The 22,975-nt window shown below is 70.8% G+C and carries 17 protein-coding genes; 7 read left to right on the top strand and 10 right to left on the bottom strand.

The window, feature by feature from the left end:
• The coding region (locus FRW57_RS04575; RefSeq protein WP_152185434.1) for an FtsK/SpoIIIE domain-containing protein at nucleotides 1-3,870 on the top strand (3,870 nt) is incomplete at its 5' end.
• 144 nt (nucleotides 3,871-4,014) lie between these two features.
• Nucleotides 4,015-4,848 (top strand): hypothetical protein, encoded by an 834-nt coding sequence (locus FRW57_RS04570; protein WP_137122605.1) that lies wholly within the window; start codon nucleotides 4,015-4,017, stop codon nucleotides 4,846-4,848.
• A gap of 33 nt (nucleotides 4,849-4,881) precedes the next feature.
• Here FRW57_RS04570 and FRW57_RS04565 read toward each other — a convergent pair whose 3' ends face one another.
• From FRW57_RS04565 to FRW57_RS04555, 3 genes are all read right to left on the bottom strand, one after another.
• A complete protein-coding gene (locus FRW57_RS04565; protein WP_137122606.1) occupies nucleotides 4,882-6,078 on the bottom strand; it encodes an acyl-CoA dehydrogenase family protein in 1,197 nt (398 codons plus the stop codon).
• A 160-nt stretch (nucleotides 6,079-6,238) separates the two neighbouring features.
• Entirely contained in the window at nucleotides 6,239-8,572 is a 2,334-nt protein-coding gene (locus FRW57_RS04560) for a penicillin acylase family protein (protein ID WP_152185433.1), read from the bottom strand.
• 60 nt (nucleotides 8,573-8,632) lie between these two features.
• Nucleotides 8,633-9,025: a hypothetical protein gene (locus FRW57_RS04555; RefSeq protein WP_137122608.1), complete on the bottom strand. Its 393-nt coding sequence runs from the start codon at nucleotides 9,023-9,025 to the stop codon at nucleotides 8,633-8,635.
• 319 nt (nucleotides 9,026-9,344) lie between these two features.
• On the opposite strand from FRW57_RS04555, the gene FRW57_RS04550 reads away from it, so the two are divergent.
• Nucleotides 9,345-9,593, top strand: coding sequence for a WhiB family transcriptional regulator (locus FRW57_RS04550; protein ID WP_137122609.1), 249 nt, complete (start codon nucleotides 9,345-9,347; stop codon nucleotides 9,591-9,593).
• Between the two features lie 11 nt (nucleotides 9,594-9,604).
• Here the strand turns inward: FRW57_RS04550 and FRW57_RS04545 are convergent, their stop codons facing one another.
• From FRW57_RS04545 to FRW57_RS22980, 3 genes are all read right to left on the bottom strand, one after another.
• Complete coding sequence (locus FRW57_RS04545) at nucleotides 9,605-11,083, bottom strand: sensor histidine kinase (protein WP_152185432.1); 1,479 nt, start codon at nucleotides 11,081-11,083, stop codon at nucleotides 9,605-9,607.
• A gap of 162 nt (nucleotides 11,084-11,245) precedes the next feature.
• Nucleotides 11,246-16,177 (bottom strand): NAD-glutamate dehydrogenase, encoded by a 4,932-nt coding sequence (locus FRW57_RS04540; protein WP_137122611.1) that lies wholly within the window; start codon nucleotides 16,175-16,177, stop codon nucleotides 11,246-11,248.
• A 95-nt stretch (nucleotides 16,178-16,272) separates the two neighbouring features.
• Nucleotides 16,273-16,917 carry a DUF6328 family protein gene (locus FRW57_RS22980; protein ID WP_162308236.1) on the bottom strand — a complete coding sequence of 215 codons (645 nt, stop codon included), beginning with the start codon at nucleotides 16,915-16,917 and terminating at the stop codon, nucleotides 16,273-16,275.
• Between the two features lie 94 nt (nucleotides 16,918-17,011).
• Between FRW57_RS22980 and FRW57_RS04530 the strand changes: the two genes are divergently transcribed.
• The 3 genes from FRW57_RS04530 to FRW57_RS04520 are packed head-to-tail and all read left to right on the top strand — an operon-like array spanning nucleotide 17,012 to nucleotide 18,030.
• A complete protein-coding gene (locus tag FRW57_RS04530; protein WP_137122612.1) occupies nucleotides 17,012-17,224 on the top strand; it encodes a hypothetical protein in 213 nt (70 codons plus the stop codon).
• Nucleotides 17,211-17,534, top strand: coding sequence for a hypothetical protein (locus FRW57_RS04525; protein WP_152185431.1), 324 nt, complete (start codon nucleotides 17,211-17,213; stop codon nucleotides 17,532-17,534). The genes FRW57_RS04530 and FRW57_RS04525 overlap by 14 nt, the downstream gene beginning before the upstream one ends.
• A 4-nt stretch (nucleotides 17,535-17,538) precedes the next feature.
• Complete coding sequence (locus FRW57_RS04520; RefSeq protein WP_137122614.1) at nucleotides 17,539-18,030, top strand: DUF2505 domain-containing protein; 492 nt, start codon at nucleotides 17,539-17,541, stop codon at nucleotides 18,028-18,030.
• A gap of 85 nt (nucleotides 18,031-18,115) precedes the next feature.
• Here the strand turns inward: FRW57_RS04520 and pruA are convergent, their stop codons facing one another.
• On the bottom strand, nucleotides 18,116-19,744 hold the full coding sequence (pruA, locus tag FRW57_RS04515; protein ID WP_152185430.1) for an L-glutamate gamma-semialdehyde dehydrogenase: 1,629 nt from the start codon (nucleotides 19,742-19,744) through the stop codon (nucleotides 18,116-18,118).
• Between the two features lie 161 nt (nucleotides 19,745-19,905).
• Between pruA and FRW57_RS04510 the strand changes: the two genes are divergently transcribed.
• Nucleotides 19,906-20,715: an alpha/beta fold hydrolase gene (locus FRW57_RS04510; RefSeq protein WP_137122616.1), complete on the top strand. Its 810-nt coding sequence runs from the start codon at nucleotides 19,906-19,908 to the stop codon at nucleotides 20,713-20,715.
• Between the two features lie 27 nt (nucleotides 20,716-20,742).
• On the opposite strand, the gene FRW57_RS04505 is transcribed toward FRW57_RS04510, so the two are convergent.
• The 3 genes from FRW57_RS04505 to FRW57_RS04495 all read right to left on the bottom strand — a co-directional run.
• Nucleotides 20,743-21,186 carry a DUF6912 family protein gene (locus FRW57_RS04505; protein ID WP_137122617.1) on the bottom strand — a complete coding sequence of 148 codons (444 nt, stop codon included), beginning with the start codon at nucleotides 21,184-21,186 and terminating at the stop codon, nucleotides 20,743-20,745.
• Nucleotides 21,183-22,169 (bottom strand): patatin-like phospholipase family protein, encoded by a 987-nt coding sequence (locus tag FRW57_RS04500; protein ID WP_137122618.1) that lies wholly within the window; start codon nucleotides 22,167-22,169, stop codon nucleotides 21,183-21,185. Before FRW57_RS04500 ends, FRW57_RS04505 begins: the two co-directional genes overlap by 4 nt.
• A partial coding sequence (locus FRW57_RS04495) for a WS/DGAT domain-containing protein (RefSeq protein WP_152185429.1) occupies nucleotides 22,166-22,975 on the bottom strand: 810 nt, incomplete at its 5' end. The genes FRW57_RS04495 and FRW57_RS04500, both read right to left, overlap by 4 nt.

The raw sequence follows: 22,975 nt of genomic DNA, 5'->3' as shown, positions 1-22,975 counted from the left end.
CAACCGGACGGCCGGGGCCACCTCGGCGTCAACCGCGGGCCGCGCGAGCAGATCACGACGCCGCCGGTCAGGCTGGCGCGGCCGTCGCCGCCAGAGGCGCCGGAGAGCGGTCGTATGCCGGTGCTCACGCTGGTGCTGCCCCTGCTGCTGTCGCTGGTGCTGGCCTACGTGATGGACAGCGCGGTGATGCTGCTGTTCGGGCTGATGGGTCCGGTGATGATGCTCGGCAGCCACCTCAGCGACCGACGAGGTGGGCGGCTGCGCCACCGGCGGCAGCGGGCGCGCCACGCAGAGGACTTGGCCCGGTTCGGGACGGACCTGGCCGGTGCACTCGAGCAGGAGCGAAGGCTTCGGCACCGTGCTGCGCCGGACCTGGCCGAGCTGCTGGTCACCGCACGCGAGCCCGGTGCCCGGTTGTGGCACCGACGACCCTCCGACAACGACTTCCTTCGTCTGCGCCTGGGCAGCGCCACGCTGCCTGCCGTGACCACCGTCACCGACCACGACGGGGGCGAGGACCACCCGCTGCTCGACGACGTGCCGCTGGAGGTGTCGCTGCCGCAAGTCGGCGTGCTGGGCGTCGCCGGACCAGCACCGGCGACGGCAGCGTGCCTGCGGGGGCTGGTCGGGCAGGTCGCCGGGTGGCACTCGCCGCGGGACGTGCGGGTGGTGGTGCTGGTGGCGGTGGCGCACCCCGCCGTGGTGGACGACTGGCACTGGCTGGTCTGGCTCCCCCACGCGACCGCAGCTGACGGGGCCACCGGTTACGGCCTGCTGGGCGATGCGGGCCGCCAGGTGCCCACCCTCCTGGCTGAGCTCGGCGCACTGCTGGACGAGCGGCTGGACTCGGCGCGTCGAGGAACGGCGGCGATGTGGGCGGGCCCGTCGGTCGTGCTCGTCCTGGACGGGGCCCGGCGGCTGCGCTCCGAGGCGGGGGTCGCGCGGTTGCTCAGAGAGGGACCGTCGGTCGGCGTGTACACGATCTGCGCGGACACCCAGGTGCCACGCCTGCCCGCCGAGACCGGCGCCACCCTCGACCTCTCCGGCACCGACTTCACCGCTCCCTACCGGTGTGCCGCCGAGCCGCCGGTGCGCTGCACCCCGGGACTCGTGCGGCTGGGTTGGGCCGAGCGGCTCGCCCGCCACCTGTCGGCGCTGCGCGACGCCACACCGGAGGACTCGACGGCGCAGCCGCCCGACGTCGCCCGGCTGCTGGAGGTCCTCGACGTCGACGCCACGGACCCGGCACAGGTGCGTGACCACTGGTCCGCTCGGCCACGGAGCACCGCCTTCGTCCTGGGGGCTGGCGCGGACTCACCGGAGATCGTCGACCTGCGCCGGGACGGGCCGCACGCCCTCGTCGGCGGGACCACGGGGGCGGGCAAGTCCGAGCTGCTCCAGACCATGATCGCGTCGCTCGCGCTGGCCAACCGACCGGACGAGATGGTGTTCGTGCTCGTGGACTACAAGGGCGGATCCGCGTTCAAGGACTGCGCCCGCCTGCCACACACGGTCGGCATGGTGACCGACCTGGACGGCCACCTCACAGCGCGAGCCCTCCGCTCGCTCGAGGCGGAGCTGCGCCGGCGCGAGCGGGTCCTCGGCGCAGTCGGCGCCAAGGACCTCGAGGACCACCAGCGCATCCGGCCGACCGACGCGCCTCTCGTCCCCCGCCTCGTCCTGGTCATCGACGAGTTCAAGATGCTGGCCGAGGACCTGCCCGACTTCATCGACGGCCTGGTCAAGGTCGCCGCGGTGGGGCGCTCGCTCGGCGTCCACCTCGTGCTGGCCACCCAGCGCCCCGGAGGCATCGTGTCGTCGGACATCAAGGCCAACGTCAACCTGCGCATCGCCCTGCGGGTGAGGGACAAGGCCGACTCCGACGACGTGCTGGAGGACCCGGCGGCGGCCGCGATCTCCGCTCGCACACCGGGAAGGGCGTTGCTGCGCACCGGGTCGGGGCCGCTGCGGCTCTTCCAGACGGCTCGAGTGGGTGGCCACGAGCTCCACGACGAACCCCAGACGGTGTCCGTGCGACCACTGGCCCTGACGACCTCCACCACCGCGAACACCAGCGATCCCGACGATGCGCACGCGCCATCCGACCTGTGCCGCATCGTGGACGCGGTCGCGAAGGCCGCTGTTGCCGCTGGGGTTCCGACGATGGCCTCCCCGTGGCTGCCGCCGCTCCGCGACAGCGTCGCGTTGCCACGGCATACCGGCTCTGCCACGTGGAGCATCCCGTATGCCGTGGCCGACCTCCCCGACGAGCAACGCCAGGAAACGCTGGTCTGGGACCTCGAACAGGACGGGCACCTGGCCTTCGCGGGCTCGGCCCGCAGCGGACGCACCACCGCTTTGCGGACCCTTGCCGCCTCGATCGCGCAGCGGCGCACTGCGGTGGAGGTGCACCTGCACGCCTTCGACGGGTCGGGTGGTTTGCGGGCGGTGGCGCGGCTGCCCCACGCCGGGGTCGTCGTGGCGCGAGACGAGCCGGCGCGTGGATCACGGTTGCTGCAGCGGCTGCTCGAGGAGGTCGCCCAGCGGCAGAGCGCCTGGGCCGAGCACGGCTACTCCTCACTGGCCGAGCAGCGCGAGGACGCGATGGCGTCGGGCGCCGAGCCCCTGCCCTACCTCGTCATCATGGTCGACGACTGGGACGCGTTCACCGAGACCTACGACGAGGTCGACGCCGGCCGTCCGGTGGAGGCGATGCACCAGTTGCTGCGCGAGGGCCCTTCCGTCGGTCTGCGGGTCGTCCTCACCGGCGGGCGCTCGGTCCTGCTGTCGCGCACGGCTTCCCTGGTCCCGCAACGGTTCTGCCTGCGCATGGCCGACGAGGGAGACCTGTTGCTCGCGGGGCTTCCTGCCGCCTCCGTCCCTGGGCGACTACCGCCGGGGCGGGCGCTGCGGGTCGGCGACGGGGCCGAGCTGCAGATCGCCGTGCTGCCGGACAGGTCACCGGCGGACGACCCCAAGAGCCCCGAGAGGTCAACGTCGGGCGAGGAGGCACTGGATGTGATCGGCGAGGAACGGTGCGCCGTCGACGGATCCGGTCGCGCGCAGGTGCGGCTGTTGCACCAGGTGGCCGACCGCTGCCTGAGGGACCCCGGTGAACCCGGCCGGTCGTCCCGACGGCTGCGGCCGCTTCAGATCGAACCGCTGCCTCGCACGATCTCCCTGACGCAGCTCGTCTGCCGTCCTGCTGGAGCCGCAGGCGTTGCCGCTGCGGAAACGGCGACCGGCTCAAGACACGCCCTGCCGCTGTTGCTGGGAGTGGGCGGCGACGACCTGCAACCCGTCACGATCGATCCTGGTGGGGGGTTGTCCTTCCTCGTCGCGGGGCCGGCCGGCAGCGGCCGTACGACGGCGTTGGAGCTGCTGGCGCGACAGCTGCTCGACCTGGGCCGTGTGGTCGCGGTGGTCGCCGAGAGTCGTTCTCCGCTGGCTGCTTTGGAGACCGAACCTGCGGCCCTCATCTTCGATCCGACCGATGTGCACGGCCTCCGGGTGGCGCAGCAGGAGCACACCGACTTGGTCGCCGTCGTCGACGACGTCGAGCGGCTCGCCGGCAGCGGTGTAGAGGAGGTGCTCATCGACCTTGTTCGCTCGGGGCGGCAGACCGGGGCCGGAGTCGTGTGTGCCGGCATGACCCATGAGCTGTTGACCCAGTTCCGCGGGCTCGCCGTGGAGGTGCGCCGTCAGCAGACCGGCTTGTTGCTGCACCCGTCGTCTCCGACGGACGGAGAGTTGTTCACTGTGCGGGCCAGTCCGTTGCGGGAGCGCCTTCCCGGCCGCGGTCTCCACGTCGAGCGGGGCCGGTTGACTCCGGTGCAGGTCGCCCTGCCACGCGCCGCTCACCAGACCTGACCTTGCCGGTCGCTTGCCCAATCGTCGGACAGTCCGGCCCGGGCCGGCCTGAACCCAGCATCTGTATCAGCAGCTGGCGTGGGCGCTCCTTGCCCGTGGTGGCTGCCTACTGGGGGTGGCCCAACCGAGAACGGGGAAGCAAACATGGCCGGTACAGCAGTGGTTCTGCGGCGCATCGTGTGCCACCAGACGACCGAGAGCGGACACGACGAGGTCTTCTTCATCGGCAACGTCGTTCGCAAGAAGGGGGCCCACCCGGCCACCACGGACCAGGGTGACCTGATCGGGCCAAAGGCAGCCCAGGGCGCCAACGCCGGTGGCCCGGGCGGCGACAACTCGGCGTGGGACGTCAACGACAGCGGTGGCCTGTCCGACCAGTCGCTGAACGTCGAGCTCTTCGACGTCGACGTGGCTGCCGGCGAGCACGTCGTCGTGACGGTAACCTTCAAGGAGAGCGATGGCCAGAACCTGGCCGACCAGGAGGCGCAGGCCGCGGCTGCTGCCGGTGCTGCCCTCGCTGCAGTGACCGCGGCCTTTCCGCCGGCTGCCGTGGTCACCGCGCCAGTGGGTCTGGCGATCGGTGCGGTCAGCGCCGTCGGGCAGGCGTTCAAGAGCGTGTTGACCAACGAGGACGACATCCTCGGCTCGGTGACGCTGGTGCTCGAGGGCAGCGCGTCCGGCCAGCCGCAGTTGGTGCAGGTCGGCGCCACCGGACGGGTGCTGTGGAAGGCTTCGCAAGGCTCTCCCGCCGGTGCCACCATCGGACTGAGCGGTGCCGGGGCTGACTACCAGCTCACCCTGGGCGTCTCTGGTGCGGTGATGCAGATTCAGCCCACCACCAGCAACGCCTCGACGCCGCCGGTTGACAGCGGTCCCGTCCGACCGTGGCCGACGAAGCCGCTTCCGGGAAGGTCGCTCCCCGGAGGGTCGCTTCCCGGTAAGCCGCTGCCCACCTGGCACCGCGGAGTGGGGATCTGAGCGATCGGACGACCGACGGCCGGCCCGCCTCGTTCACGACCCGGAATCACCGTCCTCGGGCGGCCACGGGACGGGCTGGCCGAGCAGGGCATTCGCCCAGGCCCCGTGCACCGACTCGTCGTCGCTGGGGTGGAAGATCCCGGCCAGCACGTCGCGGTAGAGCCGCGACAGCTCGGAGCGGTTGAAGTAGGAGGACCCGCCCGAGACGCGCACGCACTGCTCGACCACCCGCAGCGCCGTCTCGGTGGCGCGCGACTTCACCGCCGACAGCTGCGGCATCCAGATCGCGCCGCGGTCCACGCCCTCGTCGACGTCGCGCGCCAGGGCCTCGATCTGCGGCGAGAGCGCGTCCAGCGCGATCGCGGCGTCCGCGACGCGCCACCGGATGTCGGGATCGTTGGCGTAGGGCGCGCCCTCGTTCTTCAGCGACGTGCGACGGTGCACCGTCTCGACGGCCAGCTCCAGGGCCCGCTGTGCGATGCCGGTGTAGACCGACGCGAGCAGGATCTCGAAGCTGGCGAAGATCCCGAAGATGAAGGGGTCCATGGTCGGGCCGGGCGGGATCCGGCGCACGATCCGGTCGGCGGGCGCGTGCGCTCCGGACAGGATGGTCGTGCACGACTGGGAGGCACGCATCCCGACGGTGTCCCAGTCGTCCTTGACCTCGACACCACCGCCGTCGCGGGTGATGAAGCCGTAGACCGAGTGGGGCCCGTCGTCCCCGCTCGAGTCGGTGCCGAAGGTGCCCATCCGCGTCCAGGCCGGGGACAGCGAGGTGAAGATCTTGACGCCGTGGAAGGAGAAGCCGCCAACACCGTCGGGCCGGGCCTCGCTGTCGGACCCGAAGAGCACCAGGTCGTTGCCCGGCTCGGAGATCCCGAACGCGAAGACCTCCCCCGCCGCGGCCTCCTGCAGCACGAAGTCCATCGAGTCCTCGCCGCCCGCCCGCACGGTCCGCGCGACGCCCATCCACACGTGATGCATGTTGACCGCGAGCGCCGTCGCCGGCGCGGCACCGGCCAGTCGGATCTGCTCACGGGCCATCTCGGTCAGCGTGAGCCCGCTCCCACCGAGCTCCTCGGGCACCATCGCGGTCAGGTAGCCGGCCTCGGCCAGCTCGGCGAGGTCCTCGTCGAAGAAGCGGTTCTCGCGGTCGTAGGCCGCCGCCCTCCCCCTGATCCGCTCCAGCAGCTCCTCGGTGAGGATCTGGCGTGGCGAGGCGGTGGTCATTGGGGGGCTCGCGAAGTGCCGAGTGAGTCACGTGCGAGGACCGCCGGGGTCCCCGCGAGGTATCGGAGCGAACTTGCGAGCAGAGACCTTCGCGGGGTGGTTTTGTGGGGTGCGGTCATACCGTTCTCCTCGGCAGCGGCGGCAGGGATCGCTCCCGACTCTAACCGGGCGGCCGCAGCACGAAGCGCTCGCTCAGGTGTTCCTCCACCGCGGCCCGGGTGTAGAGGAGCGGGAACGCCTCGTCGGCGGCCCACCGCTCGAACAGGTCGGCATGGTGCGGGCTGGTCGGCACCCCCGACTGCCCCGGCGCGTTCATCGCCACCGACCGGTCCCAGTCGCCGACATCGACCACCATCCGGAAGCTGGCGCCGGTCCGCTGGTCGAAACCGTCGTAGTAGCCGGTGCTGCCCACCGTGTCGCCGCTGCCGCCACGGGGCAACGGGCCGACCTGCGTCCACTCGTGCCCGGGCGGCAGGAGTGCCCGCAGCGGGTGGGTCAGCAGGGCGCGGTGCAGGTCGCCCCACCGCCACGTCGACGGCTCGGGCCCCAACCGTTGTTCGACCTCGGCGACGGCGTCCCCGAGGCTGGCCAGCACCACCTCGGCGATGGTGCCCTCCGGATCGGGGCCAAGCCTCTCCCCCGGCTCCAGCAGCAGCGACAGGTCCACCCGGGCGTCGAAGGACGCATCGGCCGGTGGCAGCACGAGGGACAGCGCCGCCGCGACGTCGCCTGCCGGCACGAGCTCGCGCAGCGCGGCCGTGAGCAGGGTCGGCCGCAGGTGCCGGTGGTACCAGACCTCGAAGAGCGCCGCCGCGGCCGAGTCCGGGCTCTCCACGGCGTCCCAGTCGCGCAGCAGGCGCAGCGCGCCGTCCACCCGCGACTCCGGAGAGTGCAGGCCGGACAGCACCGGCAGGATCTGCCGTGCGGGCACGCTCAGGTAGTCGCACTGCAACTGCACGCAATCGGCCACCGTCCACCCCTCGCGCCCGCCCAGCACCTCGGCGATGCGGTCGTGCCTGTAGGGGTGGTACCAGTCGTAGGTGATGGTGCGCTGGCCGTTCGGGTAGTCGGTCGGCAGATTCATCTGGTTGGCCGTTGCGAACCAGCCCTGCTCCGGGTCGCGGACCGCGGGCAGCTCTCTCCCGTCGAGGAACCCGTCCCACTCGAAGCGCCCGTCACCCGGCACCGGAAGCGTGCCGTCCCACCCGCGCCGCACCGGCACCCGGCCCGCCGGGCGCCAGCCGATCGTGCCGCCCGGCGCGGCATACACCTGGTTCTCCCCCGGCGATCCCCACCGGTCCAGCGCGGCGACGAACTCGTCGGGGGTGCCCGCCCCGGCATACGACATGCTGCCGAGGTATGGCGCCATGCCCGGTCCGAGCCAGGCGGCCCGCACCACACAGGCCGTATGCCGTTCGCGGTCCTCGTGCACGACCGGCCCGTGCCGGGTGAACCGCAACGTCACGGGAACCGGGTCGCCGTCTCGCACCGGCACCTGCTCGACGACCTCGGTCATCGCCTCATGGCCATCGCCGTAACGGTAGCGACCGGGGTCATCCGGGTCGGTCTCGTAGACGTAGAGATCTTCCTGGTCTATGGGAAAGATGGTGAGGCCGAAGGCGATTCGACCGTTGTGACCGATCGAAACCCCCGGCAACACCGGCTCACCGGCGCCGATGAGGTCAAGCCCCGGCGCGCTGAGGTGACAAAGGTAGCGCAGCGACGGCAGCGAGACCGCCCGGTGCGGATCATTCGCCAGCAGTGGGCGACCCGTCGCGCTGCGCTCGCCCGAGACCACCCAGTTGTTGCTTCCTTCGGGGGTCAGCCGCGGCCCGGGTCTGCGCCCCTCGCCCCCGTAGACCACCGGTGTCGTGGCGAGGCGGTAGACGTCGAGCACGTCGTCGGGGACGGCAGCGAGGTCGAGTCCCTCCGGCACCCGCAGCGGTGCCCATGGCTCCCGCGCCCGCCGCAGCTCCTCGACCTGTGGGCCGAAGTCGCGCAGCACCCGTGCCCGGGCCACCTCGTGCTCGAGGTTGGAGTAGAGCCCGTGGCTGCGAATCCGCGCCACGTCGGACGGGTCCCACTGCGCCGGCTCGTAGTCCAGCTCGGCGAACTCCGGCGGCAGGTGACGCGGCTGCTCACGGCACAGGTCGACATACGTGTTGATGCCCCGCACGAAGGCCGCTGTGATCCGCTGCGTCTGCGGCCCGTAGGCCTGCCACTCCGGCGCCATGTCGCCGCGGTAGAGAAACAGCCGGGCGGCCCGGTCGCGCTCGAGGTAGTCGCGGCCGAACACCTCCGAGAGCAGTCCCAGCCCGCGCCGCCGCCACAGGTCCATCTGGAACAGGCGGTCCCGCGCCGCGGTGAAGCCCTGCGCGGCGAAGAGGTCGTCCAGGCCGGCGGCGTAGAGGTGCGGCACGCCATACTCATCGACCAGCACCTCGACCTGTTCGCTCAGGCCGGGCAGGTCGAAGGCCGGCTCGTGGTCGCTCATCGGGGTCCTCCTGGGTGTGCGGGCACCTGCCATCATGGCGGCTCGACGGAGCAAAGGCGTTCAGCTTCGGCCGCGGTCGCCGCGGCCGGCGAGGGCCGCCGCGACGATGGCGGCCAGCGAGGTGACCAGCAACACGGCCCCGATCACGTCCTGTCCGGACTGGAACAGGCCCCACGCGACCGGCACAAGCAGCGCGTTCCACACGATGGCGGGCGTCCTCGCGGCCTCCGGCCGCCGCCACAGGGCGCGGGCCAGGAAGGCGAGTGCGCCCGCGAAGAGCAGCATCAGCACGACCGACATCAGCGAGCGCACCTGGTCGCCGGCCTCACCTCGGACCGTCTCCACCACGTAGAACCCGCTCAGGACCAGCAGCGCGAGCGACTGGGCCACCGTCACGCCGGCGGCCACCGTCCGGGCCGGACGGGAAGAGGGACGGGGGGTCGCGGTGTTCACCCTCAGGAGGCTAATCGCGGTCCGGCCCGGCCACGCAGCCCGGGCGAACCGAGGGGGGTGTGACACATGCCTCATGCCGTCGTGCAAGAATTTGCACCGACACCCTTGTCCTGTGCCCGGTGGATCTGTGAGGCTGGAACTCAGCGACTGACTTCCACGTTGTGTCGGCCGAGACCAAAGACGTTCCCAACGATTCACCCTTCCGTTCGCGCTGCACGGTGAGTAGCATTCACCGCGGCTCGACGGGACCGCACCGCTCGACCGCGCGCCGGAGATCCCGGAACGCGCAGAGCGAGCACCGACGAAGGAGCACCAACTGATGGACTGGCGCAACCGCGCTGCCTGCCTGGACGAAGACCCGGAGCTCTTCTTCCCCATCGGCAACACCGGACCGGCCCTGGCGCAGATCGAAGACGCCAAGGCCGTGTGCCGCCGTTGCCCCGTGATCGACACCTGCCTCAAGTGGGCCCTCGAGACCGGCCAGGACGCCGGCGTCTGGGGTGGCCTGTCCGAGGACGAGCGCCGCGCGCTCAAGCGCCGCAACGCCCGCGCCCGCCGCGCGGGATAGGAACTCTGGGCTCATTCCCCCCGCACCGACCGAAGCCGCGCGACGAACCTGACACAGGTCCCGCGCGGCTTCGCTGCGCTCCACGTGATGCTCCCGCGCAGGTCCTGGACGAGCGAGGTCACGATCTGGACGCCGAGACCGGACGTCGCCTCGTCGAACCCTTCCGGCAGGCCGACGCCGTCGTCGCTGACCGTGACCGTGAGCAGCTCGTCCGCGCCGTCCGAGCCACGCCGGGCATCCACCGTGACACTCCCTCCGACAGCGGCAAGACCGTGCTCCACCGCGTTGTGCACGAGCTCGGCCATGACCATCGCCAAGGCCGTGGCGTCCTCGGCGCGCAACCGCCCAAAGCTCCCCGTATGCCGTCCGCTCACCGGCGCGTCGCGGGTCGCCACCTCGACAGCCGCCTGCAGCGCGCGCACGGCGATCTCGTCGAAGTCCACCGTCTCGTCGAATCCCTGCGACAGCGTCTCGTGGACAAGGGCGATCGTCCCGACCCTGCGCACCGCCTCGTCGAGCGCCAGTCGTGCCTGCGGGTCGGTCATCCGCCTCGACTGCAGCCGCAGCAGCGCCGCGACGGTCTGCAGGTTGTTCTTGACCCGGTGGTGGATCTCCCGGATCGTCGCGTCCTTGGTGAGCAGCTCCCGTTCACGACGCCGCAGCTCGCTCACGTCGCGGAGCAGCACGAGGGCGCCGGTGCGCTGGCCGGTCTCGCTCAACGGGATGGCTCGGAAGGTGACGCTCACCCCCCGGTTCTGCACCTCGGTGCGCCACGGCTCCCGTCCGGTCAGCACCATGCCCAAGGTCTCGTCCACTGGTTCCTGCTCGCGCACGGCACCGGTGACCAGCTGCTCGAGCCGCGCGCCGACGACCTCGCCGCCGTGTCCGAGCCGGTGCACCGCTGACACGGCGTTCGGGCTCGCATAGGTCACCGTCCCCGCCACGTCGAGGCGGATCACGCCGTCACCGACCCGGGGCGCGCCGCGGCGGCGTCCGGTCGGCGCCCCGGCCGTGGGGAAGTCACCCGCGGCGACCATGCGGGCGAGCGCATCGGCCGTGGCGAGGTAGGTGACCTCGAGCCGGCTCGGGGTGCGCATCGTCGACAAATTGGTGTGCCGGGTCAGCACCGCGATGGGGTGTCCCTCACGGACGACCGGGATCGCCTCCTCGCGGATCGGCATGGCTTCGCGCCAGCGTGGTTCACCCTCCCGCACGATCCGGCGGTCGGCATACGCCTGCGTGATCCCCGGCCGCTGCGTGTTCTCCTGGTGCAGGCCGACCATGTCCTCGACGAACACCATGGGCCCCGTGGTGGGCCGCACGTGAGCAGCGGCGATCCAGCCTCCCTCGCGGTCGGGGACCCAGAGCACGAGGTCCGCGAAGGACAGGTCGGAGAGCAGCTGCCAGTCGCCCACCAGCAGGTGCAACCACTCGACCTGCTCGGGGCCCAGCCCGGTCCGGTCGAGCAGCACGTCCCTCAGCGTCGGCACGCCCGCGAGCCTAGTCCGAAGCCCTTCCCCCTCATCGCAATGTCCTGCGCCCTGGCTGCCGCAGCGACCGTCCCGCAGGACGTCCCGCAGAGGGCTCGGTGGGACGTCCTGCGCTCTGGTTGCCGCAGCGACCGTTGCGCAGGACGTCCGGCGCGACCCCGGTCAGGAGGTGACGGACCCGCTGCGGATCAGGCCGCGCAGGGTGCGCAGCGCCACCGACAGCGGCGCGATGCTCGGATGGTCGATCTGGTGGATCCCCGCGAGCGCCGCCCGAGCCCGCGCCAGCTGGTCGGCGTTGGCCTCCGACCACTGCTCGAGCCGCTCCGCGGGGGTCGATCCAGCCGTGCTGCTCTCGATGACCGAGGACGTCAGCGCCTCGAGCGTCGAGTAGAGGTCGTCGCGCATCGCGCCGCGCGCCAACGCGTCCCAGCGGTCGTCGCGGGGCAGCCCCGAGACGCTGGTGAGCATCGTGTCGATGCCGAAGTGCTCGGACGTCGCGAAGTAGATCGGTGCGACCTGCTCGGCCGGGTGGCCGGCACCTTCCGCCGCCTCGACGATGTCCAGCAGCGAGAACGAGTCGAGCAGGCCGGCCGACCGGACCGCGAGCTCGTGCGGCACGCCCTGCTCCTCGAGCTCAGCCGCCTTGGCGGCGAACCGCTCGCGCTCGGCGCCCTGCAGCAGCTCCGACATGTCGGGCGCGAACCGGGCGACCAGCTGCTCGAACCTGCGCACCTCGGCCCCGACGTCCAGCCGGGACGGTCGGTTGTGCAGGAACCAGCGCGTGGCCCGGTCGAGCAACCGGCGGAACTCGAGGTAGAGCGAGGTCTGCGTCTCCGCCGACACCACGTTGTCGAGCGCCTCGACGGCGTCGACGAACGACGCCAGGCCGAAGACCTCGCGGCACACCACGAAGGCCCGCGCGATCTGCTCGCTCGACGCGCCGGTCTCCTCCGCGGCCCGGAAGGCGAAGGTGATGCCACCGCGGTTAACCATCGAGTTCACCACCGCGTTGATGATGATCTGCCGGCGCAGCGGGTGGTCGGCGAGCGCCTCGTGGTACTTCTGGCGGATCGGTTCGGGGAAGTAGTCGGCGAGCGTCTGCTGGAACCACGGCTCGTCGGGCAGGTCCGACCCACCGAGGTGGTCCTTGAGGGCGAGCTTGGCATAGGCCACCAGCACCGAGAACTCCGGTGAGGTCAGGCCGATCCCGGCGGACTGCCGCTTGTCGATCTCGGCGTCGGTAGGCAGGAACTCCAGGGCCCGGTCGAGCTCGCCCCGCTCCTCCAGCCAGTGGATGAGCCGCTGGTGCACCGGCAGCATCGCGTGCTCCTGCGCGCGGGCGTTGCCGAGCAGGACGTTCTGCTCGTAGTTGTCCCGCAGCACCTGTTGCGCCACCTCGTCGGTCATCGAGTGGAGCAGCGTGTTGCGCTCGTCGAGGGTGAGGTCGCCGTCGCGCATCAGCCCGGTCAGCAGGATCTTGATGTTGACCTCGTGGTCGGAGGTGTCAACCCCTGCCGAGTTGTCTATCGCGTCGGTGTTGATCCGCACGCCCGCGAGCGCCGCCTCGATCCGTCCGAGCTGGCTGCACCCGAGGTTGCCGCCCTCGCCCACGACCTTGCAGCGGATCTCGTTGCCGGACACGCGAATTGCGTCATTGGCGCGGTCGCCGATCTGGCTGTTGCTCTCGGTCGACGCCTTGATGTAGGTGCCGATCCCGCCATTCCAGAGCAGGTCGACCGGCGCGCAGAGGATCGACCGCATCAGCTCTGCCGGGGTCATCGAGCTCACGTCGTCGTCGAGTCCGAGTGCCGCCCTCATCTCGCCGCTGACCGGAATCGCCTTCAACGAGCGAGGGAAGACGCCACCGCCCTTGCTGATCAACGAGGAGTCGTAGTCGGCCCACGACGAGCGGGGCAGGTCGAACAGGCGCCGCCTCTCGGCATACGACGCGGCCGCCACCGGGTCGGGGTCGACGAAGATGTGCCGGTGGTCGAACGCGGCCACGAGCCGGGTGTGCTCGGACAGCAGCATGCCGTTGCCGAAGACGTCACCGCTCATGTCGCCGATACCCACCGCGGTGAAGTTCTCGGTCTGGGTGTTCACGCCCAGCTCGCGGAAGTGCCGCTTGACCGACTCCCACGCCCCACGGGCAGTGATGCCCATGCCCTTGTGGTCGTAGCCCTCGGAACCGCCCGAGGCGAAGGCGTCGTCGAGCCAGTAGTTGTAGGACTGCGCGATGCTGTTGGCCAGATCGCTGAACTTCGCGGTGCCCTTGTCTGCGGCGACCACGAGATAGGTGTCGTCCTGGTCGTGGCGCACGACCCGCTCCGGGGGCACGACCTCGCCGCTGACCAGGTTGTCGGTCACGTCGAGCATCCCGGAGATGAACAGCCGGTATGCCGACTGGCCCTCCGCCAGCCAAGCGTCCCGGTCGACCGCGGGGTCGGGAAGCTGCTTGGCGAAGAAGCCGCCCTTGGACCCGGTCGGGACGATAACGGCGTTCTTGACCATCTGCGCCTTGACCAGACCGAGCACCTCGGTGCGGAAGTCCTCGCGCCGGTCGCTCCAGCGCAGGCCGCCACGCGCCACCATGCCGAAGCGCAGGTGCACGCCCTCGACCCGGGGGCTGTAGACCCAGATCTCGAACATCGGCCGGGGATCGGGCAGCCCGGGCACGGCGTGGCAGTCGAGCTTGAAGCTGACGTAGGACTTGTGCCGCGAGTGGCCGCTGCCGGTCGCCTCGCCGGTGTCCTTGGTGCCGTCGTCACCGGTCTCGGTCGGCGCCTGGAAGAAGTTGGTGCGCAAGGTGGCCCGGATGACGCCGTGGAAGGCGCGGAAGATCCGGTCGTGGTCCAGGCTCGCGACGTCCTCGAGGCCCGCCTTGATCCGATCGGCCACCTCCTGCTCGGCTGCCTCACGGACCTCGGCGTCGTCACCGGCCGGGTGATCGGGGTCGAACCGTGCCTCGAAGTAGCGGACCAGCTCGGCAGTCAGACCGGCGTTGGAAAGCAGCGCATTCTCGACATAGGCCTGGCTGAAGGTCGAGCCGATCTGGCGCAGGTACTTGGCGACGGCACGCAGGACGACCACCTGCCGCCAGGTGAGCCCGGCGCCGAGCACCAGCGCGTTGAAGCCGTCGCTCTCGGCCGACCCGTCCCAGGTGGCGGCGAAGGCGTCCTGGAAGACCTCCCTCATGCCCTCCGCCCGGTCCCCCGTCCAGGCGTCCTCGGAGGGCGCGCGCAGTCCGAAGTCATAGATGTAGACCGTGGCGCCGTCAGTCCGGTCGACCTCATAGGGCCGCTCGTCGACGACCTTCACGCCCAGGTCGGTGAAGACCGGCAGCACGTCGGTCAGGACCACGGGCTTGCGGCGGTAGAGCTTGAACCGTCGCTCGCCCGCACTGCACTCGGGCGCGCGGTAGAGCGTCAGCCGCGTCGCGTCGTCGGACTCGAGCGCCTCGATGTGCTGGAGGTCGGCGATGCCCTGACGGGGGCCGAAGTCCTCCTTGTAGGCCTCGGGGAACGCGCGTGAGTAGAGGCTGAACAGCTTGCCGCCCTCCTCGTCGCCGTGCTCGCGACGGGCGACCTCGCCGAGGTCCTCCTCCCAGGTGCGCGCCGCCTCGACGAGCCGTTGCTGCAGCTGCGCCTCGTCGACCTCCGGGATCTCGGTGCCGGACTCGACGCGCACGACGAAGTGCAGCCGTGCCAGCACGGATTCCGAGACGCGGGTGGTGTAGTCGACGCTGGCGCCATCGAAGGTGTCACGCAGGATCTGCTCCATCCGCAGGCGCACCGCGGTGGTGTAACGGTCGCGCGGGATGTAGATCAGGCAGGACACGAACCGGCCGTACTCGTCGCGGCGCAGGAACATCCGGCTCTTGCGACGCTCCTGGAGGTGCAGGACGTCGGTCGCCACGTCATACAGCTGCTTGGTGCTGGTCTGGAAGAGCTCGTCGCGCGGGTAGTTCTCGAGCACCTCGAGCAGGTCCTTGCCGGAGTGGCTGTCGGGAGTGAACCCGGCCCGCGCGAGGACCTTGGCGACCCGCTCGCGGATGATCGGCACGCGTCGCACCGACTCGGTGTATGCCGATGACGTGAACAGGCCCAGGAAGCGCTTCTCCCCGACGACCTGGCCGTCGTCGTCGAACACCTTGATGCCGACATAGTCCAAGTAGGTCGAACGGTGCACCGTGGCGCGGGAGTTCGCCTTGGTGATGATGAGCAGCTGAGGCTCGCGCGCGGTGGCGCGCGCCTTGGGAGTCAACCGGCTGAAGCTGTCGGACTGCTTGTGGCTGCTGCGCAACAGGCCCAGTCCGGAGTCGGGCACCGGGCGCAGCACGTCCTCCCCGTCCTCCTCCGACAAGGCGTATTCGCGGTAGCCGAGGAAGGTGAAGTGTTCGTCGACCAGCCAGTCGAGGAAGCCGCGGGTGCGCTCGACGATCGCGGTGGGCACGCTGCTGGGCGGCGCGCTCTCGAGCTCCGCCGACACCGCTGCACAGGCCGAACGCATCGCTGACCAGTCGACGACCGCGCGCCGGACGTCGTTGAGCACCTTCTCCAGGGCCTGCTCGATCTTCGCGCACTGGTCGTCGGCGACCCGGTCGATCTGCAGGTGCATCCAGGACTCGTCGCTGGAGCCCTCCTCACCGTGCTCGGGGCCGGGCGTGGGGTCGACGTCGCGCACCTCGAGCAGGGCGCCGGACTCGTCTCGCCGGACGACCAGCTGGGGGTGCACCAGCAGGTGGACCATGTGGTCGTCACGAGCGAGCTCAGCGGTGACCGAGTCCACGAGGAAGGGCATGTCGTCGGTGACGACCTCGACGACCGTGTGCGGGCTGGTCCAGCCGCACTCCGCCTCGACAGGGTGGAAGACCCGGACCCGTGAGGTGTCCTCCGGTCGGGTCTGCGCCAGCTCACGGTGGGAGCGGACCACGCCGAGCAGGTACTCGGGGGTCTTGGTCAGCAGGTCCTCGGTCGCGACGTGCCGGTAGTAGCGGTGCAGCAGCCACTCGGGGACCTCACCTCCCCCGTCCTGGGCGAGCGCCGCGGTGGCGCGGAGCAACTCGGAACGGGACTGCTCGGCAGTAGCTGGCATGGCTGGTTTCATCCCTCACCATCGGCACCAATGACGCACGCCGTTGTGCGTCGCGTCGAGCCTATCCCTCGTGCCCACACTGCGAGATGGGGGTGTCAGGGGTCCTCCGAGTCGTCCTGGCGCGCTCGGCGACGCAGCGGACTCGCGAGCCACCAGAACAGGAACCAGGCGGCGGTCACTGCAGGGATCAAGACCCCCCACGGGGCGTGCAGGGTGAAGTCGGCGACCAACCCGACCGCCGCGACGACAGCGATCGCGGTGAAGACGAGCCCGCCGATGGCGAACCGGTTGGCCAGGGTCACCAGCTCCCGCCGACTGCGTTGCCGAAACAGGATGCGGTGGTAGGCGACCGGCGCGATCAACAACCCCACGGCGAAGGCGGTCGCGATCAACGCGGTGAAGTAGAGGCCGCGCTGCACGCTGGTCGCCTGCTCGAACGGCCGGGTGAAGGCGACCCCGAGCAGGAAGGCGAAGAGGATCTGCACTCCGGTCTGGCTGACCCGGAGCTCCTGGAGCAGCTCGTTCCAGTTGCGGGTGATCCGCTCGTGCTCGGTCTCCTCCGGCACCAGCCGGCCGGAGCCCGAGTCGGAGTCCGAGTCAGAGCCAGAGTCCGAGTCCGACCGCGAGTCGGAGCCGGCGTCGGCGTCGGACCGCGAGTCGGCGTGCGACTCGGAGTCGGCGTCCGCATCGGAAGCGGCGTCGGAGCCGGATGCCACGTCGGAGTGGGGGTCGGACGTCATCTGGTGAGATTAACGGCTGCGGGCCGGTGCGGCGGGCGACGAGCCCTGTGGGTCGTGCCGGGCAGCGGCAGGGCCATCGCCCTAGGCTGGGGCCATGAGCACGTCCACCGACGGCACGGCCGCCGCCCTCGAGGCTGCCCGCCGGCAGCTGGTCGGCGTGTCGAGCCAGCTGTTGGACCTGCAGGCCGACACCGGCCGCGCGGTCAGCCAGGACGCACTGGACGAGGCCATCGAGCGGCTGGCCGCCCGATTGCTGCGCGTCTGCGACCGACTCCCCGCCACTGCGGCCCCCCATGACGCCGACTGAGCCCGGCGGTGCTGGTGACCCGGGGTCCTGCTCGGCGCTGGCCTCCCGGCTGAGCGGCACGGCATACCGGGTCCAGGCGCTCCACCACGAGCTGGAAGGTCTCGGGGTGCCCCACCTCGCCGGCGACCTGGCCGAGCTGGACGGCGTCGTCACCGATCTGGTCCTGCTCGCCGACGCGGTGCAGCGGCTCGCCGCCGACCTCGGGCAGGAGCGTGCGCCCAGAGCGCCGACGATCCGCGACCGGACCCGGAGTGGGCGAAGTCACGCGGCGCTTGCGCGGGTGGCGGGCCGGGTCCGCCCAGTACCGTGACGCCATGAAGATCACCGAGACGATCGAGTACGCCGCCACACCGGAGCAGGTCTTCGCCATGGTCAGCGACGAGGCGTTCCAGGACCGCAAGTGTGTCGCCACCGGTGCCACCGAGCACCAGGTGACCATTGCCGCCGACGGCGACCGCACCGTGGTCACGAGCGAGCGCAGCATGCCGACCGCCGACCTCGACCTGCCGAGCTTCGCCAACGTCGGCCCGGCGCTGCACGTGGTCGAGGTGCAGGACTGGGGGCCGGCCGCCGCGGACGGTTCCCGCGAGGGCAGGCTGTCGGTCGCGCTCAAGGGCCTGCCGATCGGCTTCAAGGGGGCACTTGCTCTCCGCCCGGGTGGTCGCGGCACGACCGAGACGATCAGCGGCGACCTCAAGTCCACCATCCCGCTGTTCGGCGGCAAGGCCGAGAAGGCGGCCGCGCCGGGCATCCTCGCTGGCATCCGGGTCGAGCACGAGACCGGCGAGGCGTGGCTGGCCGGCTGAACGGCCAGCACGGCAACGCAAGGGGCGGGGTATGGCGAGTGCTCGCCATACCCCGCCCCTCACCCTGTCGGAATGCGCCGGCGCGCTACGACATGTGCGGGTAGCGGTAGTCCGTCGCCGGCACGAAGGTCTCCTTGACCGACCGGGTGCTCGTCCAGCGCATCAGGTTCTGCGGAGCACCGGCCTTGTCGTTGGTGCCGGACGCCCGCCCGCCGCCGAACGGTTGCTGGCCGACGACCGCGCCGGTCGGCTTGTCGTTGATGTAGAAGTTGCCCGCCGCGAAGCGCAGCTGCTCGGTCGCCTGGGCGATCACAGCCCGGTCCTGGGCGATGATCGAGCCGGTCAGCGCGTACTTCGCGACCGACTCCATCTGCTCGAGCACCTTGTCGTACTGCCGGTCGGGGAAGACGTGGACCGCGAGGATCGGCCCGAAGTACTCGGTGCTGAACAGCTCGTGCCCGGGATCGGTCACCTCGAGCACGGTCGGTCGCACGAAGTAGCCCACCGAGTCGTCATAGGTCCCACCGGCGATCACCTTGACGGCCGTGTCCTTGCGCGCCCGGTCGAGGGCGTCCTTGTGCTTCGCGAACGCGCGGTCGTCGATGACTGCGCCCATGAAGTTGGAGAAGTCGGTGACGTCGCCCTGCTCGAGACCCTCGGTCGTGCGGATCAGGTCCTTCTTGATCTGGGTCCACAGGCTGCGCGGGACGTAGGCGCGTGACGCGGCGGAGCACTTCTGGCCCTGGTACTCGAACGCCCCGCGGACCATCGCGGTCAGGAGTACGGCCGGGTCCGCCGACGGGTGGGCGACGATGAAGTCCTTCCCACCGGTTTCGCCCACGATCCGCGGGTAGGCCTTGTACTGCTGCAGGTTGGCGCCGACCTGTTGCCACAACGACTGGAAGGTGGGCGTCGAGCCGGTGAAGTGGATCCCCGCGAGGTCGGGGTCGGCCAGCGCGACCTTCGAGACATTGAGGCCATCCCCGGTGACCAGGTTGATGACGCCGGCCGGGAGACCAGCCTCCTCGAGCAGCTGCATCGTCAGGTGCGCGGCCAGGGTCTGCGTCGGCGACGGCTTCCAGACCACGGTGTTGCCCATCAGCGCCGGAGCGGTGGGCAGGTTGCCAGCGATCGCGGAGAAGTTGAACGGGGTGATCGCGTAGACGAAACCCTCGAGCGGCCGGTGGTCCATCCGGTTCCAGACCCCCTTGGAGTTGGTCACCGGCTGCTCGGCCAGGAGGTTGCGCGCGTAGTAGACGTTGAAGCGCCAGAAGTCGATCAGCTCGCAGGCCGCGTCGATCTCGGCCTGGTAGCAGGTCTTCGACTGGCCCAGCATCGTCGCGGCCACGAGCCGGGCACGCCACGGCCCGGACAACAGGTCGGCTGCCTTGAGCAGGATCGCTGCCCGGTCGTCGAAGGAGAGCGCCCGCCAGGCAGGGGCGGCGTCCTTGGCCGCTTGAACGGCCGCCTGGGCGTCGCCGATGGTGGCGTTGCGCATGGTGCCGAGGACCTTCTTGTGCGCGTGGGGCTGGCGCACGTCGATCTTCTTGCCCCCGCCCATCACCCGCTCGCCGCCGATGGTGTGCGGCAGGTCGATGCGCTGGCCGCTCAGCTCGGCGAGAGCCACTTCGAGCTCCGCCCGCTCCGGGCTGCCGGGGGCGTAGTCGAGCACCGGCTCGTTGGTCGGGGCGGGGACCTGGGTCACAGCATCCATGGCGGGCCTTCATCTCCTGTGCGGTTGGACGTGCGGGTTGCGTGGTTCGCGCGGGGCCCGGCGGCGGCCGGGCCAGTCCCTATGGTGGCACGCAACGCACCGCTCCCCACATCGGCGGCCTCCCGGGACAGGACCGGACAGGGCGGGCCTAGGGTGACTGCATGGACGGTGGCTCGACGTGCGGTGGCCTCTCGGTCACCCACCACGGTCGTGCTGATACCTCGTCGCCCACCCTCGTGTTGCTGCACGGGCTCACCGACTCGGGTGACTGCTGGCCGGATGCGGTCCGGCGGTGGGAAGCCGACTACCACCTCGTCACGGTCGATGCGCGAGGTCACGGCAACTCCCCGCGTTGGAGCGACGAGGAGCTCGCACACGTCGGGGAGACAATGCGCGACGACGCCATCGGAGTCCTCGACGGCCTGTTGGCACAGGGCGTTTCGCGACCGGTCGTCGTGGGCCACTCGATGGGGGGTGCCACCGCGTGGGGGGTTGCGGTGGCGCGACCCGACCTGATCCGGGCCCTCGTCCTCGAGGATCCCGCGGTCCCCAGCGAGGCCACCCGTGACCGCGAAGCCTTCGCCCGGCGGCAGGAGGAAGCTCTTCAAGCTGCCTGCCGGGCGGACCTCCGTCTCCGCGAGCAGCGGGACGGGCCGTGGACGTGGCCGGAGATCGAGGCGGCGCCATGGGCACGCGCCAAGCAGCAGGTCGACGAGCGGATGCTGGCCACCGGGGTCGTGTGCCTCGAGACCGCCTGGCCGCAGGTGTGGTCCGCGATCAGCATCCCGACCCTGGTCGTCACCGGCACCGAGAGGGTCATCATGGACGCCCCGCGTCGGCGCGCCGTCGCCGACCTGGCCAATCCCCACATCACCGTCCACGTCGTGCCCGACGCCGGGCACTGCGTGCGGCGGTGCAACCCCGAGGGATTCCACGAGGTCGTGGATCCGTTCCTGGCTGCCGTCACCTGATCCGGGCCAGGCGCGAGCGGCGCGCGCCTACAGGAGTTCGAGGAGCACGCTGAGCTCGGTGGCGTCATACCAGGACAGCTCGAGGTCCTCATCCTCTGCGGGCGCCGACAGGGCGATGTCCGAGTCGGCGACGTGGAACGACGCAATACGTTGCAGCGGCACGACATCGGTGATCTGGACGCTGGACGGGTCATCCTTCTGGCCGGCGCGGTCCTCGACCAGGTCGGTGTCGACGTCGGCCGCAGCCACCACGACCCGGTCGCCGTTGCTGCGCGCCTCCTCCAGGGCGGTCCGGGCTGCGGCCTGCAGTGCCAGGTGCTCGTAGACCTCCTCGCCCACCCCGGGACGAGTCACTTCGAGCGCCCGCGTCACGGCGTGGGCGGCCAACGGTGTCCCGTCCAACAGACGGCGCTCGGACAGAGCGCGGCACGCCGCCGATCCGAGCGGCAGGTAGATGCGGGTCACGCTCACGGATCCTCCTCGAAGTGGTGGCTCTCCGGCAGCGGCCGGGCCTCGCGCAGCGCGGCGGCAGAGGTGCGCAGTGAGGTCCGGATCACCTCCGTGCGACGGCTCGCGTTCATCAGGTTGGCTCCCATGGCCTCCAGGTCGGCCCGACCGGGACCGAGCACGGTCACCTCGCTGCCCTCGGCCTGCACCTTCTCGACCTCCCGCAGGCAGCGCAGCGTGACGCGGTTGCGCCAGTGCCGCTCCAGCCGCGTGCTGAGATGTCGTGGCGAGTCGAGGTCAAAACTGACGGTGGGCGCCAGGACGTAGACGTGGTCCAGGCCCAGTCCCGCCATCAGGTCCACGTTGGTCGACGACCAGGTGCCGCCGTCGATGTAGCGGTGGTCGCCGATGCTGACCGGGTGGAACCAGCCCGGGATGGAGCACGAGGCCATCACTGCCTTGGTCTGGTCCACCTCGGGCGCCTCGTCCCGGCCGAACGGGATCCGTTGTCCCGTATCGTAGTCGAGCGCCACCACGGTCACGCCGTCTCGGTCGACCCAACCCGTCGGGACTACGTGCGCCACCATGGCGCCGATCGAGTCGAGGCTGCCCCGTCCCTCCGGGACCAGCGCCGAGAGCACGGTGGTCGGTGGGAGGCGGCGCAGGTTGCGGGCGTTGTTGCGCAGCAGACTCCGCGAGCCCAGACCGCGTCTCGGCCGCATCGGGTGGTCTCCCCCGGCCGCCTCCTCATAGCTGAACTCGTATCCCTCCATGGGGCCGCTGGTCAGCGACTTCCCGAGCTGGTGGCGCAGGAGGTCATCGACGCTGACCCCGGCACCCAGCAAGGTGACCAGGATCGACCCGGCCGACGTGCCGACATACTCCTGCACGTCGCGCAGGTCCAGCCCGATCTCGTCCTGCAGCGCCTTCATCGCACCCACCATCCAGGCGGCACCCAGCACTCCCCCACCCCCGAGGACCAGTCCCACGCGTCGCTCCGAGCTCATCGGCGCCCCCCGTGCGCATCGCAGAGCTCGGAGAGGGAGTCGATCAGGCACTGCCCCAACAGGTCGACGTCCGGCATGGCGTCTCGGTCGGCGTTCAGCCCGAAGTAGACCCCACCGTCGTATGACGTGAGGCCGATGGACAGCGCCTGTCCCCGCGCCAGCGGGATGACCGGGTAGGTCGCGAGCATGAGGGCGTCACCGGCATACAGGGGTTGCTGCGGTCCGGGCACGTTGGTGATGACCAGGTTGAACAAACGCCGGGAGACGGCGCTGCCCAACCGCGCTCCCAACGAGTGCAGCGTCGGTGGCGCGAATCCGGCGATGCTGGCGAGTGATTCGGCGCCCACGGCATGGCCGCCCTCCATCTGCTGTCGCATCGCGAAGGAGATCTGGTGCAGCCGCATCGCGGCCCGCGGCTCCCCGACCGGCAGGTCGACGAAGCACGCGATGACCCGGTTGCCCAGGCCGACGGAGCCGTCATCGCTGTCGTGGACACTGACCGGCACCATGGCGCGCAGCGTCGACCCGGCATGCACCGACTCGCCGCGGGTCAGCAGCCACGAGCGCAGGGCCCCGGCGATGGTGGCCAGGACCACGTCGTTGACCGTCACGTCATCGGCATAGCGACCGCGTGCCAACCTGGCGCGGATCTTGCGGTAGTCCTCGAGATCCGTTCCGACCATGACGAATCGGCGCGCCTCACCGATGGTGGCATTGAGCGGGCTCTGCGGCGCGGGGCGCGCGGCGGTGCGGGCCACCGCCGCCACCAGGTCGCCGAGCGACTCGAGCAGGCGCGAGCCGGTGGC

The sequence above is a fragment of the Segeticoccus rhizosphaerae genome (assembly GCF_009192725.1).
GTDB classification, from domain to species: Bacteria; Actinomycetota; Actinomycetes; order Actinomycetales; family Dermatophilaceae; genus Segeticoccus; species Segeticoccus rhizosphaerae.
The sequence above is the reverse complement of the archived record's forward strand: the minus strand, read 5'-3'. Positions and strand labels throughout refer to the sequence as shown.